This window comes from Polaromonas sp. JS666 (assembly GCF_000013865.1).
GTDB lineage: Bacteria > Pseudomonadota > Gammaproteobacteria > Burkholderiales > Burkholderiaceae_C > Polaromonas.
In genome coordinates this window covers 203,069-220,879 of record NC_007950.1, presented here as the reverse complement: position 1 = coordinate 220,879, position 17,811 = coordinate 203,069, and the positions used below count along the sequence as shown (strand labels likewise).

Genomic DNA, 17,811 nt, shown 5'->3' with positions numbered 1-17,811 from the left:
TTTGTGCCATGCAATCGCAATCCTTGGCACTCGACTATCTGGCTCCTGTCATGGAGCTCCTGCGCGCGGCTGATGTCACAGAGGTGATGATCAACGGCGCGGACAAAGTCTTCGTCAAGAGATATGGGTCTAAAAAGCACCGGGTCGACATCAAGATCAGTGACCAGGAAATCTCGTCTGCGATCACCAATCTCGCCTCAATCAGCTTTCGCGAGGTAGGCGTTGGCAACGCCACCGGGCACAAGATCATAAGTGCGCAGCTTCCGGGCTACCGGATTGAGGCATGGCTTTCGCCGGTCGCAGTGATGGGATCGTGCCTCACCATTCGGAAGCTGGGCTCTAGCGTGTTCACCCTCGATCAATTGGTGGGCCGGGGCCTACTTACCGAGGCTGTCGCCGCATACCTGACGAATGCGGTGCTTGAGGAGAAGAATATCTTCCTCGCGGGCGGGACCGGCTCAGGGAAGACTACCCTCGCGAATTCCTTGCTTGCGGTTATTCCCGACGACCAGCGAATGATCGTGATCGAGACGATCCACGAGCTCAATCTCCGGCAAGAAAACGTCGTCTACTTCGAGGCTGATAGCGAGCAGGGAGTCTCGGTCAGACGCCTGATCAAATCCGCCATGCGCGGCTTTCCAGACCGGATCATTGTTGGCGAGGTTCGAGGCGAAGAAGCATACGACCTCATTTATGCCGCCAAGTCGGGGCATCCTGGCACTGTGGCGACGCTGCATGCAGACGACGCCCAAAGCATCCTGGAGAAGCTGGAAGACATGTGCATTGAGGGCCAGCCCAGCCTGCCGCTCATATCTCACCGCAAGCGCATTGCCTCGGCCGCCCACGTCTTGGGGTTTATGTCTGAGGTGACTACTGCCAAGGGCAATGAACTTCGATTGTGCGAGCTGCGCGAAGTGATTGGCCTCGATGCCGACGGCAACTACGCCACCAAACTCATTTTTGGATACGAGCCCGATGCCTAGCTTCGAGGGCCATTCGTCCCTGCCATTTACCTAAATCACGATCTACCCACCAAACTCAATTTCGAGTATCAACTCAATCTTTTTTAACCACTAGGGAGCAATCCATGTTTTCGTCCATTAACAAACCCGCGCAATCCCTCGACCAGGCAATCCGGCTCTTTATCGTGCTGCTGGCGGCCTTTATCCTGACCTCGGCACCAGAGCATGCCTATGCTCAATCAACCAGTTTCTCTCTTCCGGGCCTGGACAATGTGCTTTGTGGCATCTACACCTATCTCGCCAAGAAGATCCTCTTCTATGTGGCGCTGATCGTGGCCATCGTCGGTATCCTGGCCTATCTGCTGAAGATGGACAAGGGCGTGTGGGGCACGCTCTTCGTCATCGCGCTGTTGATCGGAATTGCCCAGGGTCTGGGCTCGGTCCTGAGCTCACTTGGTTCGTTCGACGTGCAGTGCGCAGCTATCCGTTAAAGCCGCATGCGTGCATCCCTAATCCACTCAAGCCTCAACCGCCGTCGGGCGGTCATGGGGGTTCCGATCACCATATTCGGGGTGGAGTCGCTGCTTCTTGTTCTCATGTTGGGCGGCGGGATGTACGCCTTTTTGCTGATTCTCCTCCCCATCCATTTCTCCGCCCGGTGGATGCACTCGCGCGACGACGGAGCGTTTGAGGCCATGTTCACCTACATGCGGGAGCAAGACGTCTACGACCCCTGGCATCGGCCGGCAACGACCACCAAGCGCCCTGCCGGCTACGGGAAAGACCTTCAATGCTGAATTTGAAATCGTTGATTCGCGACTACAACAAAGAGGTTGGGTCCTACCCTGAACTTGTACCCTGGTTCGGCCAGATCACGCCCGGCTTGGTGATATGCATGGACGGTTCCTTGCTGGCCATGTTTGAGTACGACGGCATCGACCTCCAAAGTACCGAGGGCGATCAGCATGATCAGGCCTCTAACTCGATGGAGATCGCACTGCGGGCGTTCGATGATCGAAATATCGGCTGGTTCTACGTGGACAAGCGCCGGCGCACCTTCCTTGGTGCCGCGACTGGGGAGAACGTGGTTGCGCGCGGTGTGGACGACGCCTGGCGGGAATCCGTTGACGATGGCTCGCTTTCGGAGATTCGCCACTATATTGCGATAGCATTTCGGCCGTTTCGCGGCACGATGGGTTTCTTTGACGAGATTTCATCGACCATGATGGACGAGCACAGGAGCCTTCCTGCTGCTATTGCCAAAACGATCTCGTCCAAGCTTAGGATGGAGAAGGGCATCGAGAAGATGCAAGGCAAAATTATCGGTGCGACGGCTGCATTTGAGTCGCAGATATCTTCATTCATGGGGACGCTTACGACCTTGAACGCGCGGCGCCTTACCGATCAAGAGCTTCTCTGTAGTCTAAGCGACCGCGTGAATCTTGCGACCCCTCGCACCAAGGTGTCGTGTGGGCCACTTCCGAGCTACCTAAATACGTTGCTCGTCACCGACACCCTGAAGAGGGCAGACGGCGGCATTTTGGAGTTCGTTGGGGCTACGCGCTCGCAGTTCGTTCAGATGTTGAGTGTGAAAGGTCTGCCGCAGGTCATCAACAACGAAGACGTCGAAGCCCTGCTGTCCCTTCAAGGCGATTTTTCCGTCGTGCAGCAATATCGCTTCCTTGACCGGGAGAAGGCAAAGGCATACATAAACGATTGCGAACATCACTACCGGTCTTCAATCAAGTCACCGATGACACAGGCCTTCGAGCGCCTAAGCGGCAACGAGTCCGACTCGATTGACATGGGCATGTTAGCCCTTGCGGAAGATTCATCGGCTGCCCTGGCGGAATTGACGGGCGATGGGGTCAATTTTGGATACCACACGATGGCTGTCATGGCGATTGGGCGGGACCGCCGGGACCTGGACATTACCTTAAAGGGAATAGCGGGCCTCTATTCAAATTTGGGCTACGGTGTGGTACGGGAGGTCGTGAACCAGGTGGGCGCCTTCTGCGCAACGATTCCAGGGGGCGGCGACTCAACCGTGCGAACCTCTATGGTATCCACTCGGAACTTGTCCGACATGTCCCTGGTCCGGTCGATAAAGTCGGGATCGTCACAGAACGAGTATTTGACGGAACAGCTGGGCTCTCCTCAGGAAGCCCTCTGCCTCTTCCCTACGACCAGTGGAGTGCCGGAATATTTCAATTTCCACGTCGGTGACGTCGGCCATTTTGCAATCATTGGTGGGACCGGTGCCGGCAAGACCACATTGCTGAATTTGCTGATCATGATGTGGCAGAAATACAGAGGTGCTCGAACAATTGTGATCGACAAGGATGAGAGTTGCTTCATCACAATCAAGTCGATGGGAGGCTCATATATCAGCATTGACCCTGAGAAGGCCCGTGCAAAGATGAATCCCCTTCGGTGGATAAAGAACCCAAATTCATGGGCGAAGGTAGCGTCCTGGATCGAGGGTGCGATGTCAGTTTATGGAAACGAGGCCATCACGGCGCAGCAATCAACGCTGATAACCCAAGTTATTTCTCAACTTGCTACGCGCGAACCACACCGGCACACGCTCGGCAACTTCCATGCTCAACTGAACGGACTGAACCAGGATCTCGCCGCGAGGCTCGCACCGTTCGTTGCAGTTGCCGGATCCGCGAATACCCAAAGCTCAGGGTCGAAGTACGCCCACCTTTTCGATGGCTATGAAGATGGGTTTGCAGCGCAACTCGCCGCTGACTCAAGCGGAATCATCGGCATTGACGTGAATGCTTTGTTGAAAGATGAAAAGCTTGCGCCGTGTGTGATCGAGTATCTTTTCATGGCGATTGACGAGATGATCGATGGACTCTCGCCAACAATGATCTACCTGGAGGAGGGGTGGTATCTGCTTCAAAATGAGCGTTTCAAGGGTGTCTACGAAGACTACTTGAGGACATTACGGAAGCGGAGGGCAATCATTGGCCTCGCTACGCAGTCGGTTTTTGACATCGAGAAGGTAAAGCTCTCTGCTGCGTTCAACGACAACGTTCGCACCAGAATTTACCTGCCAAGCGCAAAGGCTAAATCTGCCGCGAAGGTATATATCGATTATCTGGGTCTCACAGCTGAGCACGTCGACGTGCTCGCGAACGCCATACCCAAGCGCCATTACATGATCGAGCAGGACGGTCGTATTCGCTTGATCGATGTCTCGTTACCGCCAGAAATCCTTGCACATACCCGGTCCGATCCGCGGGCGAAACTTGTGTTCAAGAAGCTTCTCGATGAGGGCTTTGAAGGCCAGGAACTGTCCCAAGCCTATGTCAAAACCCTATTGAACCACTGATCCAGGAGACCTCATGAAATTTATACGCTTTACCAAGACAGCCAAATCATGCCTGTTCTCTGCGCTTGTGCTCATCGGAGCGTCGATGCCGGGCGTCTCCGGTGCGCAATGGATCGTCTTCGACCCAACCAGCTTCATACAGAGCGCGATCACGGCAGCTGAGTCGGTCACGGGAACGGCGCAGCGCGCACAGGCCTACGTCGCGCAGTTGCAGCAGTATAAGACGATGCTTATCAACCTCAAGCAGCTTCCGCAGGGTGCGCTCAATAGCGCCCTAGGTTCTCTCACGCAGGGACAGACCGAGCTGATGAAGAATATGGGCGGCCTTGAAAAAATTCGTGACATCGGATCCATCTCTAACGAGATTGGCCGTATTTCAGGATCGATCACAAGCGCGAAGTCCAGCGTGACCTCGCTCATCGCGTTGCAACAAAGTATGGGCGGCCTTCAAGAATCCTATTCAAAGCGATTCGAAGAGGCCCGGCGACTGAACTTGACCTGGGAACAATACGCAGCCCAAGAGGACCTACAGATCCGTTCACGAGTCTCCTCGGCCGCTGCACGTGCCCAAGAGGACATCAATCGGGTGGAACGGGTGAAACGTGACTACGAATTTGCACAGGACATGGCGCAGAAAATACCGGAAGCTGAGGGCGTGCAGCAGTCGATGGCGATCATGAATACGCAGATGAACCGTGTGGTTACGCAGCTGGCGGAGGTCAACAAGGGCCTGACCTCTGCAATGAACTCTAAGTCCCCGGATGACGTCATGGCAGAGGAGCAGGCGAAGCAGCGCGCAGCCGACGACCGGCGCACCCGGCTGAAGAATATTGAGACACAGCGTAAGGCAGATGAGGATGCATTCAAGGCTTGGAGAAAAGAGCAATGACCCTTCTTAAAACCCCTGCGTTTCGTGTGTTGCTGGTGGTAATCGCATTGTTTTTCACCGCGACCTGGCACGTGCTCGCTCAGGGCAATAATCCCTACTGCGATCAATTGGGAGTCTGCACCAACCAAACCGAAAAAGTTGAAGAGCAGGACCCAGGCGTTGCCGCCGTTATGGTGAAGAATGCAATCGCAGCATTCACGAATGTGCTCAAGATTGCCAACGACAGTATCAATTCGATCCGGTCAAATTCCACTTTGTTGCAGTATGGGCAGCGTCTCACGGTGATGCTGACTGGGATTGTGATCCTGTGGGGCATTGGCAAAAATATCGCACTTAAGCAGTCTTTGCCACAGCTGCTAGGTGACCTCGTATTCCCGCTGATCATTGCGTCATTTGTGTTGGGCGCCGGACTGGAGAAACTTCCTGGAGTCATCGAATCGTCAGTGACAAAGATCGCAGGGATTTTCGGCGCCGGGACAACGTCAAGCCTTGAAACCAGCCTCGCGACAAACTTGCTAGAGGCGGCTGCGCGTGTTTGGAATGCAGAAAGGGCCTCTTCAGGAGTATTAGAGATGGCTACGTCACCACTTATGACGGTGGCGTTACTAATCTTGAGGATCGCCGTGATCCTCCTCATCCTGGTCGCAGCCGGTCTAGGGGTGGCAGCAATTCTGGTGGCTAAGTTTCAATTGGCATTGGCCATTGCACTCGCCCCCTTACTCATTCCGTGGATTGTGTTCAAGCCGACTGAGTTCCTTTTCAGTGGGTGGCTGAGTTTCTTTTTGAAAGCAGGCTTTGGTCTCGTCGGTGTATTCGCTGTCAGCGCCGTGGTGGTCCAGGGCTCTCAAAATATGTCCAATTTGATTACCACCGTGAAAGCGGATAGTTCAGGGGTGATGACGCTTGGAGTCATGGCGGCAATGTCTATTATTTTCACCTACCTCATGCTCAAAGGTTCGGACATCGGTGAGGGCATCATCAGTGGTAATGCGACTGGAATTGGACAACTCAGCTCGGTCGCAAAAGGTGCTGCAGCAATGTCGCCGGTGCGTATGGCTTCCGCGACGGCTGGGCTTGCCGGGTCGGCAGCGAAAATGGGGGGTGCTGGGCTTGCCGGAAAACTCATGAAAGGGAGGGAACTGAGTGGCGCAGGGAAACAATTGGCACAGAAAGCGTTTGGAAACGGGACGGCATCCCGAGCAGTCTTTGAAAAGACCCGTACGGCCGCCCCGCCCAAGGTTGACAAGCAATGAGAGGGCCAGGCATTGCCTCTGGAGTTCGGAGGGACATGCGGGAGCTTATTGGCATCCATGCCAGGCTGGGCCAAGCCAGTTCAGACGATGAGCGCGAAGACATTCTGGTTGAACTGCAGGGACTAAGGGGTCGTAGCGCTGTGGTCAGCATCCTCTGCGCGATTGCGGATATACACCGCGCTTACCCGATACTTCTTCCCCTTTTGGCCGCAGGATTGGCGCTTAAATACCTGTTTTGAGTGGTTGGTTGGTTTTTGTCACTCGGCGCTTGAAAACAGCGACCGATCTTGTCTAATAAGGGCATGAGTGATCCAAAGACCCATTCCACACACGCCTTCCCCTCTCTGGAAAAGAGGTTGGCCTGCAATGTCGCCCTAGTCATCGTCGGATTGATCGTCGTTTTTGCTGGTCAGGCCTTGGGGCTTCGTCTGCAATACGTTCAGAACGTCCGGGCGTGGTGCGAGTCAACAGGTAAATGTTTGTCTCACCCCGAATTTGTAGGCGGCGCTACATTTAATGTGAAGCAGTCGCGCGATGTCGATGCATTTCGGCATTCATTCCCAGCTGCACCGATCCCCTGGTCCAGCTTAGCCCAGTTCTCTGAATTAGACCCGCTGCCGCAAGGGGGCGTTGTTCCTGTGGCGCCGCAACCTCGAAAGGCAAAAAAATGAATGCAATCGGTTCACGCGCCTTAAGGCTCTTCGTTCCCAGCACACTCCCTATTCTCGGACTGGCAGCCATCACTTTGGCGTTGCCGTTTAACGGGATCGTGAACTGGCTCCTCTTCGCCACGATCCTCCTGGGTTCGGTACTTTACTCAAAGGGCTACCTTAGTCCTGGTCAGACATGCTTGTTGCTGGGTGGTTTGATGCTCGTAGCGGCCGGTGGCGCATACCGTTATGTGGGCACAAAGGCCGAGTTCGTAGCATTCCTGGCAACTGGAATGGCCATGTTGGCCGGCGCAATCGCGACACTGATGATCCGAAAGAAGGTGCTCCATGACGCAGGTCCGATGGCCGCTCCCAATTCGCCAGTTCCGTCGATGGGCGAGAAAATGGCCGTGCGGCAGAAGGCCAGGAAGGCGCACCTTGCCGCACCCAAATACATTCAGCCGACCTGGGAAAAAGACTTCAAGCAGATCCAGGGCATGGCAGACTTCAAGAAGAAACTACGCGATGCTGGACTCGAGTGTGCTGGCCCTGCTGATCGAAACGGCATTTTTCTTCATGGTGAGCCGGGAAATGGCAAGACAGTCTTCGCCAAGGCACTCGCCGGCGAGCTCGGTCTGGAGTTCATCCCAATTCAAAAGGTGATGAGCAAGTGGGTCGGTGAGGAGTCTCTGCACCTTTTCAATCAGCTGCATGAAGCCATTGCCCGGTCGCCTTGCGTGATCTTCCTTGATGAGGCTGACTCGATCCTGGGGTCGCGGTCGGATAGTGGACAGAGTTCGCACTTGAATGAAACCAATGCGATACTGAATCGCCTTCTCACCTACCTGGTGGACTATCGACGTAGCGGCGTGGTATTCATTGCGGCGACGAATTTCATTGACCGCATTGACCCGGCAGTGCGCCGCGCGGGCCGCTTCGACTTTATCTTTGAGGTGCCAAATCCCGACCTTCAAGCTCGCGTGGGCTTGCTGACATCTGGAATTTCCAAGCACGGTTGCGGCGTCCCTGTTGAGGCGGGTGTCGTGGAGTCCTTGGCGAAGCGCTGGAATGGGTTTAGCACGGCAACAGTGCTTTCGGTGCCGCAGCGGATACCGCAGTATGTGAAGGATACAGGGAAGGGGCGGTTGGGATTCTCTGACTTCATGGCAATGCTACGGCTGCAGCAGGGGATCGCAAATCGTGTGCCAGAGTCCACAAAGGCATTTGCTGAGATGAGCTACCCAGCAGAGCAGTCGGATACGATTAAATTGCTGATCTCCCGAATTGCGAGCTCATTCGAGATTGAAGAATCAGGTGGACAGGCCCCATCCGGTGTTCTGTTTTACGGAGACCCCGGCACCGGGAAGACTGAGACTGCCCGAATGATTGCCAAGGAGACCGGCTGGGCGTTCTTCCCGTTATCGGGGTCCGACATTGCGCGGGATCCGGCTATCCTGGAGAAGACTCTCAAACAAGTCCGAAATGCCCGGCCTGCGATCATCTTCATTGATGAGGCAGACGACCTTCTTGCTGATCGTGGGAACAGCCCTTACAAGGCTGCAACGAACAAACTGCTGGAGGCAATGGACGGCGCGACAGGACGCCTCAACGATGTGCTCTGGATCGCATCGACGAACTTCGCAGATATGTCAGATGCAGCGGTATTGCGGTCCGGCCGATTTACCGAGAAAGTCCGCTTCCACAAGCCAGGCGACGCATCCTTGCTGAAGCTTGCAAAGGCCTTTCTTGGCGACAGCAAGCGCCAAGCCGTCATGGACGTGTCCTGGGAGGAAGTGTCGGACGTATTGCAGGGATGTTCCATTGCTGACGCCCACGGCATTCTGATGCAAGCCTGGAACATGACGCTTACCGCCAAGGGTGGGATTGATCGCAGCAATCCATTTACGAAGGAAGTACTCTTGCGTGCACGTGACCAACTGATGCTTTCGTAATATCTAGAATCGTACTCAGTCAAGGAGAGTTGATTTGAAAGTTCAAACTACATTGATCGTCGTTGCCACACTGGCCTGCGTTGCATTCACTGGCTGCACAGATGTCAAGTCGGTCGAGTATTACACCGCTCATCCGGATGAAGCGGTGAAGAAGCTAGAGAAGTGCCGCAAGGAAGGCAAATCGCAAAACAGCGAGTCCGCATGCGCCAATCCGGCGCGAGGTTATGGGCTATTTTTGGTTGCCCAGGACAAGGCCGCCACTGAGGCGTTCATCACGGAGCTCCAAAAGATGCGAAAGGAAGCAAGCAAGTAAATTCTGGGTCAATTGCCGAAGTGCGGAAATTCGGTTAAAGTTCATTCACTTTTAGTGGCGTTGCTTGTGCCTCATCAAGCCTGCAGGAGCCAAGTGCTTCTTTTTAATCCCTCGGGGGGTACATCCCCTTTGGGGCGATGTCCTTTCCGGTTTTCTTGGAGAACCGTTATGGAACAAGTATTTTTTAATCGCGGGCATCTTCGTTCGACGAAAATCCGCTTTGCAATTGTCCCTGGTGGCCACATTCGGCTAAAAAGTGGGCCACTGCCGGAAGGAAGCATCGTCGTTGACGGGTCATTCTTCAATGGCAAGCCTCGAGTGAAAGTCGCTCGTGTGGAGCGCAAGGAACTGGTGCGAGTTGGAAAAGCAACTGATCCGTTCAAGCGGTCTGCCGTCTACGATGTCGTAAAGTCCAAGCTTCTGGAAATGCCAAGCAAGGTCTACGTCTTTGCAGTGGAATTGGCTTGGCGATCGATTTTGGCTCGAAAGGCGCTGGAGGCATAAATGTTCAAACTGCTCTATTGGGGATTTGCGGCTGCAATGCTCCTTGTGTTTCCAGGGGTGAGCATTTTGATGGGACTTTGCTACGTCGCCTACCTCTTCATTTCAACGCTTTGGGGAGCTGGCCAGCCATCTTCCGTCAGCCGCTATAGTCAGTCCCCAGCGGGTCAGAATGAGACGGCGGAAGGTACTGAAATTTCTGCGCCTGCTCCGACTGAAGGGCACGACGCCGCAGCATTGTTTGCTGAGGAGGCTCGTGTTATGGCCGAAGAGCGTGAGGAGGATGAGCTCCTGACTCAAAACGCAGCCCAGCAAGAATTGGACTCTTCACGAACTGAAGTTGAACAATCCTGGCAGGACCGCCTGGAAAACGGATACCGCCCCTAAGCTGACAGCCTACGAAAAGCCCACCCCTTAAAACGGGTGGGCTTTTGCGTTTTCGGGCCCAGAAAGGGACAAAACTGCGAATTGGGGCCTATTTCTCCGAAATTTTTGATGCATTTGCTTTTTACAGTGAGGGCATGTTCGGAAAAAAGCCCCCCTCTTTGCTCAACACCCCACCGATCGCTGAGATAGATGCTTCCCGCAAATTCTCTGAGCTCTATGGGAACGCCGCGACACACGGCTCGCGATGGTTCGTGGTGGCCGTGTTCCTGCTTTTCATGAACATCCTCCAGTCGTTCTCGCTCGCGTTCCTCATTCCTCTCAAGCAGGTCGTTGTTTACCTTGTTGAGACCAACTCGGAAAAACTCCTGGTCGCGCAGCCGTTCAAAGCTGAACAGTTCCGGCCGGACGCGCGTTTCGTCAAGGCAGAGGCGAGGAACTATATCCGCAACCTGATGACGATCGACCCCTACCTCACCAGGGGCAACTTTGAAACCGCCATGGGTCGCTCCAGTGACAAAGCCATCGGTAAAGTCAAAGACCTAATTGCAAGTGACCAGCCCTTCGAGCGCTTAGCCAAGCAGCCCGGGCTTGTCCGTGAGGCAATCGTTTCTTCCGTGGACACCTCGCAGCCGGGCCTGATCTTTGCGACTGTGACCACCAACGAGCGGATCAGCCAGAACCCGCCCATCGTGGAGAACTGGCGCTTCACCATCCACTACAAAACCGTCCCTCCGGAGTCTGAGGCCCAACTTATGGACAACCCACTCGGCATCACCTTTTCGTACTTCGAGCGCTTCAAAGAGGGTGTGAAATGAGATTTCTAGCTGCAGCCATCGCGACGTGTCTGTTCCACTTGGCTGGGCCAGCTGCCAATGCCCAGCAGATCGCCACTCCTGTGAATGGCGACACACGCTTGGTGACATTCGACTTCGACCCAGATGTCACGTACTTGATTCTTACGCGCCCCAAATCAGTCACAGACGTGATGCTTGCACCAGGGGAACAGGTCCTTTCACTTGTCGCCGGCGACACGGTCAACTTTGTATTTCAGGTGTCCGCGAGCCGCGAGCACATCTTCATCAAGCCAAAGTTTGAAGGACTGACGACCAGCGCTAGCCTGGTGACGAACAAAACCACCTATCAACTCATTCTTCGAAGCGCGAATGAGACTGGGAAGTGGCACCAACGAGTCACATGGAACAACCCTGAGATGGTCCTTCAGGATGTAGCGGCCTCCTCAAGAGGCGCGCCGCAGAGGGAGATAGCCGCGCAGTCTGAACAGCCCGTCCGCGTTGCAGGCGGCGGCGAGTCAGCGCTTGCGATCGACAAGCTCCAGTTCAATTACCTCATCACTGGGACCGACGCCATCAAACCATCGCAGGTCTTCGATGACGGAATACGGACCTATTTCCGGATCCCTGAGGGTATGCAGGAAATGCCCGCACTGTTCACCCTCAAGGACAGCGAAGCTTCACTGGTGAACTACGCTGTCAAGGACGGCTACCTGATAGCCCAGGGCGTGGGCGGGATCTTCTTGCTCAAGTTGGGTAAGCAGGAAGTGCGCGTGGAAAAAGAGGGGCGCCGGAACTTCTTCGGTGGATTGATCAATGGCCGATAACCTCCTTTCCCCCAAAACCACCGCGCCGACGGGCGTCCCGCCCAAGAACATCTTGGCGTTTTTGGGTATTGGCATCCTATTGGCCATTGGCTGCTATTCGTGGTACAGCGACGTTTCTACACCTACGAAAGGTGAGGACGCTAGCAAAAAGGTCACGTTGCAGGAAGCAACCGCGGCAAAAGACGCTGGCGTCAAGGGCGACCCGAAGGATGTGACCGCATTTGCTGACAAGGCGGGTGTGCCAGCTGCGCTTCGCGGAGACGCGGCCGCCAAGGCACCGCTGCCCAGCGCTTCAGCTCCTGACACGGGTGTGCGGCCGCAGCCGTTCCCGGTCGATCTTGGCAGTCCGCCGGCGAGCTCCAAACTTGGCACTGCGGCTTCACTAGAAGCCGTCCGCGAGACAGAGATTTCCAATGCCAAGCCGGTGGTATTTGACCAGGCGCTCGCGCCGGCACAAGCTCCCTCCGAGAAGCTGGACCCGATTTCCCAACTCATCGAACAGGAAAAGATCGCGCAGGCGCGAAGGGAAGCAGCGTCGGCTAAAGCAGGAGATCTGTCCCAGGTCTCGGGCCTTCTCAATTCTCAGCGGCCGCAGCAGGCCCCCGCTGGCCGTGCAGCAGACAAGTCTTGGTTGAAAGAATTCGCCCCTTCACGGAAAGACCCTGGTCTTCTTCCGTCGCTCCCTGAAGCACCTTTGATGCTGACTCAAGGTAGCGTGATCGAGGCTGTGACACTTCGGGAGATCAACAGCGACCTCCCGGGCGTCATCACCGCGCGCACCACGCGCGACATCTATGACTCCACTACCCAGCGCAACCTGGTATTGCCGAAGGGCACGCTGGCAATTGGCGAATACTCATCGGACGTGCGCATGGGCCAGGAACGGCTGTTGTTTGCTTTCACCCGGCTTGTGCTTCCCAACGGTCAGTCGTTCGATCTTGGATCCTTCAACGGCGGGGATGCAGCCGGCCGAGCGGGGGTGAAAGGCGACGTTGACAACCACTATTTTCGCTTGTTTGGAACAAGCCTCCTGATCGGTCTTCTGGCAGACCGCGTCGTATCGACGAAGGCCGTTCCACAGGGAACCAATGGTCAAGCCGGCGGGCTGTCGGCGACCGGCCAGATCCTGACCGACACCGCGAAGTCCATTCTTGAGCGGAACCGCGAAGTGGCACCGACCATCAGCATCCCCTCGGGCGCGAGGGTCGTTATTGAAGTCCGGCGCGACATGCTTTTCCCTTCTCCCTTTCGAGGTTAGTTCAAATGAGCAAGCTCACATTCGTCACAACCGTCCTTGCGCTCACTGCGGCCAACGGCATGTCGGCCTCAGGTCCCACTGCAATGGACCGTTTCAACTTCGACTACGCGGTGCAAGGGGATTCGCGGGCAAAGCCACTGCAAGTCTTTGACGACGGGCAGCGCACATATCTCCAATACCGTGCGTCGGACGACATTCCCGCGTTCATTTCGACGCGCACGGCCCAGCTCCTGATCCCAAGGCAGGAAGGGCCCTACACGGTTCTCAACGGCACACCCGGAGATTTTGTGGCTCAGTTAGGGGCATCGAGCGCGAGAATCACCCATTCTTCGGCGCTTAGCTCGGCTCCGCAGTATCAGCAGCGCGGGACGCCACAAGGTGCGACACCAGTCGAAAAGCTGACCTTAGCCTCTCTCTCACCGACAGCAGGCGCCTCTTCATTTGCGCAGACCTATACCAAGCGCAATGATTGGACGGACAACACGTACGCCCAGCCTGCCCGCGGTGACCAGGTCACGTGGGCTTCAGCAGAAACGGAACAGACCAAAAGCATACTGTTCGAGCGCGGGTCGGCGAAGCTGGACAAGGAAAGCGAAAAACGGCTCAAACAGCTCGCCGCGACGCTCGCAGGCTCACTGCGCATTGTCATCTCGTCTGCGGATGACACTCATCCGGCCGACGTCGGAGGAACGGAACGGGCCCGGGTAGTTCGGAACGCTCTTGTCGCGGCCGGTGCGACTCCGTCTGCAATATCGGTCAAGGTCGGTTTCCTTTTCGACGACCAACTCCAGAACAGCGGGAAGAAGTTACTTAATCCGACCACTATCACCTGGTCGGAAGCTGCGCCGGCGCGCGTCCAGACGCCAAGCAGCACAACTCGCCTTGGCCAAGGCGACTCCGACCTTGCCGTGGTGGAAGCGCTCCGTGCCGGGCGAATCACCCCATCCGAGGCAGTGCAACGGCTGAAAGGGGCAGCGCCATCTCGCCACTCAGGCGCCCCGGCGCCCGCCCAAAGCCTCCCAGCAGTTTCAGCCTGGTCCATTCGCAAGGCCGACCAGAACATTGAAAACATGCTGGGTCGTTGGGCGAAGGACGCAGGTTGGAAGGTGGTTTGGAAGGGCGCGCCGACTGTGGAAATTACCGCCGACGCGGAGCGACCGCTGTCGCATCCCGATTTCCTCCAGGCTGCCGACTACGTAGTTACGCAGGCGAAGTCGGTGGGCTACCACATCAAGGCCACTGCATACAGCAATCAAGTTCTTGTAATCACGGGCGATTGAAATGAATACCAACCATATCCTCAAAAGCACGCTGCAAATCGTGATCGCCTGCGCGCCATTCGCCGCCAGCGCCCAAACCATTCAGGTCTCTACGGAGCCCTTCGTAGACAAGCCCGCCTTGCCATTCGCTGCGCCGAATCAGCCACGCCCTGCTGCAGCAGTGCCACTTGCGCCGGCGGCGCCGGAAGTGCCTCTCATGGAAATCGTCAAAGGAAAGCGCGTGGACGAGCAACTGAGGGACTTTGGCAAGCGCGCCGGCTGGAACCTCATTTGGCAGGCTCCCGAATATGTGCTCGATCAGAACATGACTCTTCCTGGGGGCTTCGAAGAGTCGGTGACGACGCTGCTCAAGGGTGCCAATGAGGCCGGAGCGCGGCTTCAGGCTGTTTTCTACCGCGGCAACAAGACGGTCCGCATTTCGGAGTTCTAAGAGTCAATCACCCCACCCTAAAGGATGGGGCTTGGAACTGAAAGGAGCCAAGCCAGGTTGACCAGGGAAAGCGGTAATCAACCCGCTACGTTAGCAACAGGTCGTTCAGACACACCAGCGAATGCTTCCTCAGTTCGCTGCTCTGTAAGGTCTTGATCATGCTGGACAAAGGTAAAGGTCCGAAGGTCTTGATCGCAGCTCGCAAGGGCTGGAGCCGGTTGCTGACATTCCCGAGGGGAGCGTTCTGGAGCGTCGTGAGGCGCACCAGAGCCGTCACCAGGCCCGTAAGGGCTGACCGCTGGAAAGACGGCCTGGCTGCACAGTTTGCAGTGTGAATTATTGATGTCAGGAGTTGGTGTGGCAGTTTTCGTGTTGGACAACCAGGGCAAGGCATTGATGCCGTGCACCGAGAAGCGGGCCAGGCTGCTGCTGGCACGCGGCCGGGCGCGCGTGCATCGGCTGGTGCCACTGGTGATCCGGCTTGTTGACCGTCAGGCCGCCGCCTGCGACTTTCAGCCGCTACGGATCAAGCTCGATCCGGGCAGCAAGACCACCGGCGTCGCGCTGGTGAGGGATGTGGAATCGGTTGACGCGTCCACGGGTGAAATTCATAGTGGGGTAGCCGTCATCAACCTGCTGGATCTGGTCCACCGGGGCCGGCAGATATCCGAAGCCTTGACGGCTCGTCGTCAGATGCGCCGGCGCCGCAGGAGCAATTTGCGCTGTCGCGCACCCAGGTTCCTGAACCGCGGCAACAAGAAGTCCGGCTGGATCGCGCCCTCCCTGCAGCACCGGGTGGACACGGCCATGGCCTGGGTCAGGCGCATTCAACGTTGGGCGCCGGTGAGGGCCATCAGCTCCGAGCTGGTGCGCTTTGACATGCAGGCACTGCAAAACCCAGAAATTTCCGGCGTGGAGTACCAGCAAGGCACCTTGTTCGGCTATGAGCTGCGCGAGTACCTGATGCGCGGCAAGCGTGTGCAGGGCTTTGGCACCGGCGATATGGTGCGCGCCGAAGTGCCCAAGGGCGTCAAGGCCGGGGTTCACGTTGGCCGAGTGGCGGTACGCGCCAGCGGCAGTTTCAACATCCAGACCCATCAGGGCGGAATCTCCGGCGTGGTTCAGGGCATCAGCCATAAGCATTGCCGGGTGACGCAGCGCAACGACGGGTATGGGTATTTCTTCAACCGGGCCGATCACACAGGGCGTGAGCAGGTATGGCCCAAGGCATCGGATGCTGCGCATCCGGCGCTCTACCTCCCCGCCATGAATGGCAGGGTTTCACGCGCAATCTGATGAAATTTGCACTGTCGATCATGTCCGTTGCAGCAGCAGCTCTCACAGCTGGTTGCGTCACCACCCCAGGTTCAAATGAAACCATCCGGCCAAAGGTGGAGGTTTCGAGGGAGCGCGCCGAGAAGCTGCTGGCATCGCGCCCGGTGGCTGAATCTGGCCCGGTTTCCTTTAGCGAACAGAGCTGGATACCACTCCGAAAGGTCGAGCGCTCGGAGCGCGACAAGGCAAATGCAAAAACTGACGCGATTCAGGTCGAAATCAACCAACGGTTCAACAGCCTGAACGACGTTGCTGGCTTGGTCGCGTCAATGACGGGGCTGCCTGTCGCGGTAGATCCCGATGTGTCGACCCGCCCTCAACAGGCCGGCACAACCCCTGCAGCCGTTGCTCCCTTGCCAATGGGGGGGGCGGCCGGAGGGCCACTACCGTTTCCCATGGGCGCTGCCCAAGGCTACTCGCCTAGCGGCACCCCGTCCGGCCCAGTTTCTGCCGCCTCACCGCTGGCAACCAACTATTCCGGCAATCTGGCGGGTTTCATGAATTTCGTGTCCGCCTACTATGGGATCAGTTGGCGCGTCGAAGGCAATGGACTGCGCTTCTTCCTGATGGAGTCTCGGACCTTCCGAATTGCGGCACTCCCTGGCGATACTCGCCTGAGCAGTGCTGTCGAGTCGACGTCGTCCTCCGGCGGCAGTTCCTCTGCGTCGGGTGGTGCAGGCTTGGCTGGACCCACGCAGAGCGGCAGCTCGACCAATTCGACTGGTGTTGGCTTCGCTGGATTATCTGTTTGGACTGCCCTTGAAAGTGGCATCAAGCAGATGCTCAGCAACGCTGGAAAGGTAAGCGCGTCCCCCGCAACCGGCACGATCACGGTGACAGACACGCCGGCGGTGATGGAGAAAGTAGCCGATTTCGTGACCGCTCAGAATCAAGCATTGAACCGGCTTGTTTCTGTCAATGTTCGTGTCCTTTCTGTCGAGATATCAGAAGGCGACGACTATGGCATCAACTGGGATGCGGTCTACGCAAACCTCTCAGCTGCAAACCCCTATTCGCTGGCTCTGAAGACAGCCTTCCCAACGGCGACCGGCGCTGGAAATCTCATCATCTCCGCGCCCGCTGGTTCGAACAGCCGCTGGGCGGGCTCGTCAGCCATGCTGTCGGCACTCTCGATGCAAGGTCGTGTCAGTGAGTTGACCTCTGCAACGCTGGTGACACTGAATAACCAACCGGCTCCCGTAAACGTTGGGCGCAAGGTGTCGTATTTAGCCTCAAGTTCGCAGACACAGACGGCCAACGTCGGGTCAACGGTCTCTCTCACGCCAGGCGTTATACAGACGGGCTTCTCGATGACGATTGTTCCTCACATCATCGATGGCAACGAATTGCTGCTGCAGTACTCGCTTGACCTTTCCTCCCTGCTCAAGTTGAACACGATTTCGTCTGGGACCAGTTCCATCCAGGCTCCTGATGTAGCAACAAGCAACTTTATCCAGAGGGTGCGCTTGAAAAGCGGTGAAACCCTTGTTGTCGCCGGCTTTGATCAGGACAACCTGACGGCCGTCGCCAACGGTGTTGGTGCCGCGGAGAACAAGCTGCTGGGCAGCCGAACCGGTTCAACAAAAAGACAAATCCTCGTGGTGTTGATCCAGCCAAATATCGCTCATTAAAGCTCTATT

Annotated in this window: 18 protein-coding genes; all 18 read left to right on the top strand. The window is 56.5% G+C overall.

The genetic code is table 11. From position 1 onward, the window contains the following. Positions 1-8 precede the first annotated feature (8 nt). Complete coding sequence (locus BPRO_RS27335) at positions 9-983, top strand: CpaF family protein (RefSeq protein WP_011486301.1); 975 nt, start codon at positions 9-11, stop codon at positions 981-983. 104 nt (positions 984-1,087) lie between these two features. Then, complete coding sequence (locus tag BPRO_RS27330) at positions 1,088-1,453, top strand: TrbC/VirB2 family protein (RefSeq protein ID WP_011486300.1); 366 nt, start codon at positions 1,088-1,090, stop codon at positions 1,451-1,453. 6 nt (positions 1,454-1,459) lie between these two features. Continuing rightward, positions 1,460-1,759 (top strand): VirB3 family type IV secretion system protein, encoded by a 300-nt coding sequence (locus tag BPRO_RS27325; protein WP_011486299.1) that lies wholly within the window; start codon positions 1,460-1,462, stop codon positions 1,757-1,759. Continuing rightward, complete coding sequence (locus tag BPRO_RS27320) at positions 1,753-4,305, top strand: VirB4 family type IV secretion system protein (RefSeq protein WP_011486298.1); 2,553 nt, start codon at positions 1,753-1,755, stop codon at positions 4,303-4,305. Before BPRO_RS27325 ends, BPRO_RS27320 begins: the two co-directional genes overlap by 7 nt. Before the next feature lie 13 nt (positions 4,306-4,318). Continuing rightward, positions 4,319-5,194 carry a hypothetical protein gene (locus BPRO_RS27315; protein WP_011486297.1) on the top strand — a complete coding sequence of 292 codons (876 nt, stop codon included), beginning with the start codon at positions 4,319-4,321 and terminating at the stop codon, positions 5,192-5,194. Next, positions 5,191-6,447: a type IV secretion system protein gene (locus BPRO_RS27310; protein ID WP_011486296.1), complete on the top strand. Its 1,257-nt coding sequence runs from the start codon at positions 5,191-5,193 to the stop codon at positions 6,445-6,447. Before BPRO_RS27315 ends, BPRO_RS27310 begins: the two co-directional genes overlap by 4 nt. Positions 6,448-6,749: 302 nt before the next feature. Then, positions 6,750-7,118 (top strand): hypothetical protein, encoded by a 369-nt coding sequence (locus BPRO_RS30020; RefSeq protein WP_157046076.1) that lies wholly within the window; start codon positions 6,750-6,752, stop codon positions 7,116-7,118. After that, a complete protein-coding gene (locus BPRO_RS27300; RefSeq protein WP_049764349.1) occupies positions 7,115-9,049 on the top strand; it encodes an ATP-binding protein in 1,935 nt (644 codons plus the stop codon). Before BPRO_RS30020 ends, BPRO_RS27300 begins: the two co-directional genes overlap by 4 nt. A 34-nt stretch (positions 9,050-9,083) precedes the next feature. Beyond that, positions 9,084-9,362, top strand: a complete 279-nt coding sequence (locus BPRO_RS27295) for an EexN family lipoprotein (RefSeq protein WP_011486293.1) — start codon at positions 9,084-9,086, stop codon at positions 9,360-9,362. A gap of 168 nt (positions 9,363-9,530) precedes the next feature. Next, on the top strand, positions 9,531-9,866 hold the full coding sequence (locus BPRO_RS27290; protein ID WP_041390697.1) for a hypothetical protein: 336 nt from the start codon (positions 9,531-9,533) through the stop codon (positions 9,864-9,866). Beyond that, a complete protein-coding gene (locus tag BPRO_RS27285) occupies positions 9,867-10,250 on the top strand; it encodes a hypothetical protein (protein ID WP_011486291.1) in 384 nt (127 codons plus the stop codon). 44 nt (positions 10,251-10,294) lie between these two features. Next, positions 10,295-11,065: a type IV secretion system protein gene (locus tag BPRO_RS27280; protein WP_011486290.1), complete on the top strand. Its 771-nt coding sequence runs from the start codon at positions 10,295-10,297 to the stop codon at positions 11,063-11,065. Then, on the top strand, positions 11,062-11,868 hold the full coding sequence (locus tag BPRO_RS27275) for a TrbG/VirB9 family P-type conjugative transfer protein (protein ID WP_011486289.1): 807 nt from the start codon (positions 11,062-11,064) through the stop codon (positions 11,866-11,868). The genes BPRO_RS27280 and BPRO_RS27275 overlap by 4 nt, the downstream gene beginning before the upstream one ends. Beyond that, on the top strand, positions 11,858-13,126 hold the full coding sequence (locus tag BPRO_RS27270) for a TrbI/VirB10 family protein (protein ID WP_011486288.1): 1,269 nt from the start codon (positions 11,858-11,860) through the stop codon (positions 13,124-13,126). The genes BPRO_RS27275 and BPRO_RS27270 overlap by 11 nt, the downstream gene beginning before the upstream one ends. Before the next feature lie 5 nt (positions 13,127-13,131). Further along, the gene (locus BPRO_RS27265) at positions 13,132-14,406 is read left to right on the top strand and encodes a TcpQ domain-containing protein (RefSeq protein WP_011486287.1); all 1,275 of its coding nucleotides are present in this window, start codon (positions 13,132-13,134) and stop codon (positions 14,404-14,406) included. Position 14,407: 1 nt separating this feature from the next. After that, on the top strand, positions 14,408-14,836 hold the full coding sequence (locus BPRO_RS27260; protein ID WP_011486286.1) for a TcpQ domain-containing protein: 429 nt from the start codon (positions 14,408-14,410) through the stop codon (positions 14,834-14,836). A 357-nt stretch (positions 14,837-15,193) separates the two neighbouring features. After that, positions 15,194-16,132: an RNA-guided endonuclease IscB gene (gene iscB / locus BPRO_RS27250; protein WP_041390694.1), complete on the top strand. Its 939-nt coding sequence runs from the start codon at positions 15,194-15,196 to the stop codon at positions 16,130-16,132. Then, positions 16,132-17,802, top strand: a complete 1,671-nt coding sequence (locus tag BPRO_RS27245) for a PilN family type IVB pilus formation outer membrane protein (protein WP_011486284.1) — start codon at positions 16,132-16,134, stop codon at positions 17,800-17,802. The genes iscB and BPRO_RS27245 overlap by 1 nt, the downstream gene beginning before the upstream one ends. Positions 17,803-17,811: the final 9 nt, after the last annotated feature.

What these genes read in the sequence shown, in the direction of transcription:
- BPRO_RS30020 (WP_157046076.1), top strand. Translation starts at nt 6,750, where the DNA reads ATGAGTGATCCAAAGACCCATTCCACACACGCCTTCCCCTCTCTGGAA.
- BPRO_RS27260 (WP_011486286.1), top strand. Translation starts at nt 14,408, where the DNA reads ATGAATACCAACCATATCCTCAAAAGCACGCTGCAAATCGTGATCGCC.
- BPRO_RS27315 (WP_011486297.1), top strand. Translation starts at nt 4,319, where the DNA reads ATGAAATTTATACGCTTTACCAAGACAGCCAAATCATGCCTGTTCTCT.
- BPRO_RS27265 (WP_011486287.1), top strand. Translation starts at nt 13,132, where the DNA reads ATGAGCAAGCTCACATTCGTCACAACCGTCCTTGCGCTCACTGCGGCC.
- BPRO_RS27335 (WP_011486301.1), top strand. Translation starts at nt 9, where the DNA reads ATGCAATCGCAATCCTTGGCACTCGACTATCTGGCTCCTGTCATGGAG.
- BPRO_RS27325 (WP_011486299.1), top strand. Translation starts at nt 1,460, where the DNA reads ATGCGTGCATCCCTAATCCACTCAAGCCTCAACCGCCGTCGGGCGGTC.
- BPRO_RS27300 (WP_049764349.1), top strand. Translation starts at nt 7,115, where the DNA reads ATGAATGCAATCGGTTCACGCGCCTTAAGGCTCTTCGTTCCCAGCACA.
- BPRO_RS27275 (WP_011486289.1), top strand. Translation starts at nt 11,062, where the DNA reads ATGAGATTTCTAGCTGCAGCCATCGCGACGTGTCTGTTCCACTTGGCT.
- BPRO_RS27310 (WP_011486296.1), top strand. Translation starts at nt 5,191, where the DNA reads ATGACCCTTCTTAAAACCCCTGCGTTTCGTGTGTTGCTGGTGGTAATC.
- BPRO_RS27270 (WP_011486288.1), top strand. Translation starts at nt 11,858, where the DNA reads ATGGCCGATAACCTCCTTTCCCCCAAAACCACCGCGCCGACGGGCGTC.
- BPRO_RS27320 (WP_011486298.1), top strand. Translation starts at nt 1,753, where the DNA reads ATGCTGAATTTGAAATCGTTGATTCGCGACTACAACAAAGAGGTTGGG.
- BPRO_RS27285 (WP_011486291.1), top strand. Translation starts at nt 9,867, where the DNA reads ATGTTCAAACTGCTCTATTGGGGATTTGCGGCTGCAATGCTCCTTGTG.
- BPRO_RS27330 (WP_011486300.1), top strand. Translation starts at nt 1,088, where the DNA reads ATGTTTTCGTCCATTAACAAACCCGCGCAATCCCTCGACCAGGCAATC.
- BPRO_RS27245 (WP_011486284.1), top strand. Translation starts at nt 16,132, where the DNA reads ATGAAATTTGCACTGTCGATCATGTCCGTTGCAGCAGCAGCTCTCACA.
- BPRO_RS27290 (WP_041390697.1), top strand. Translation starts at nt 9,531, where the DNA reads ATGGAACAAGTATTTTTTAATCGCGGGCATCTTCGTTCGACGAAAATC.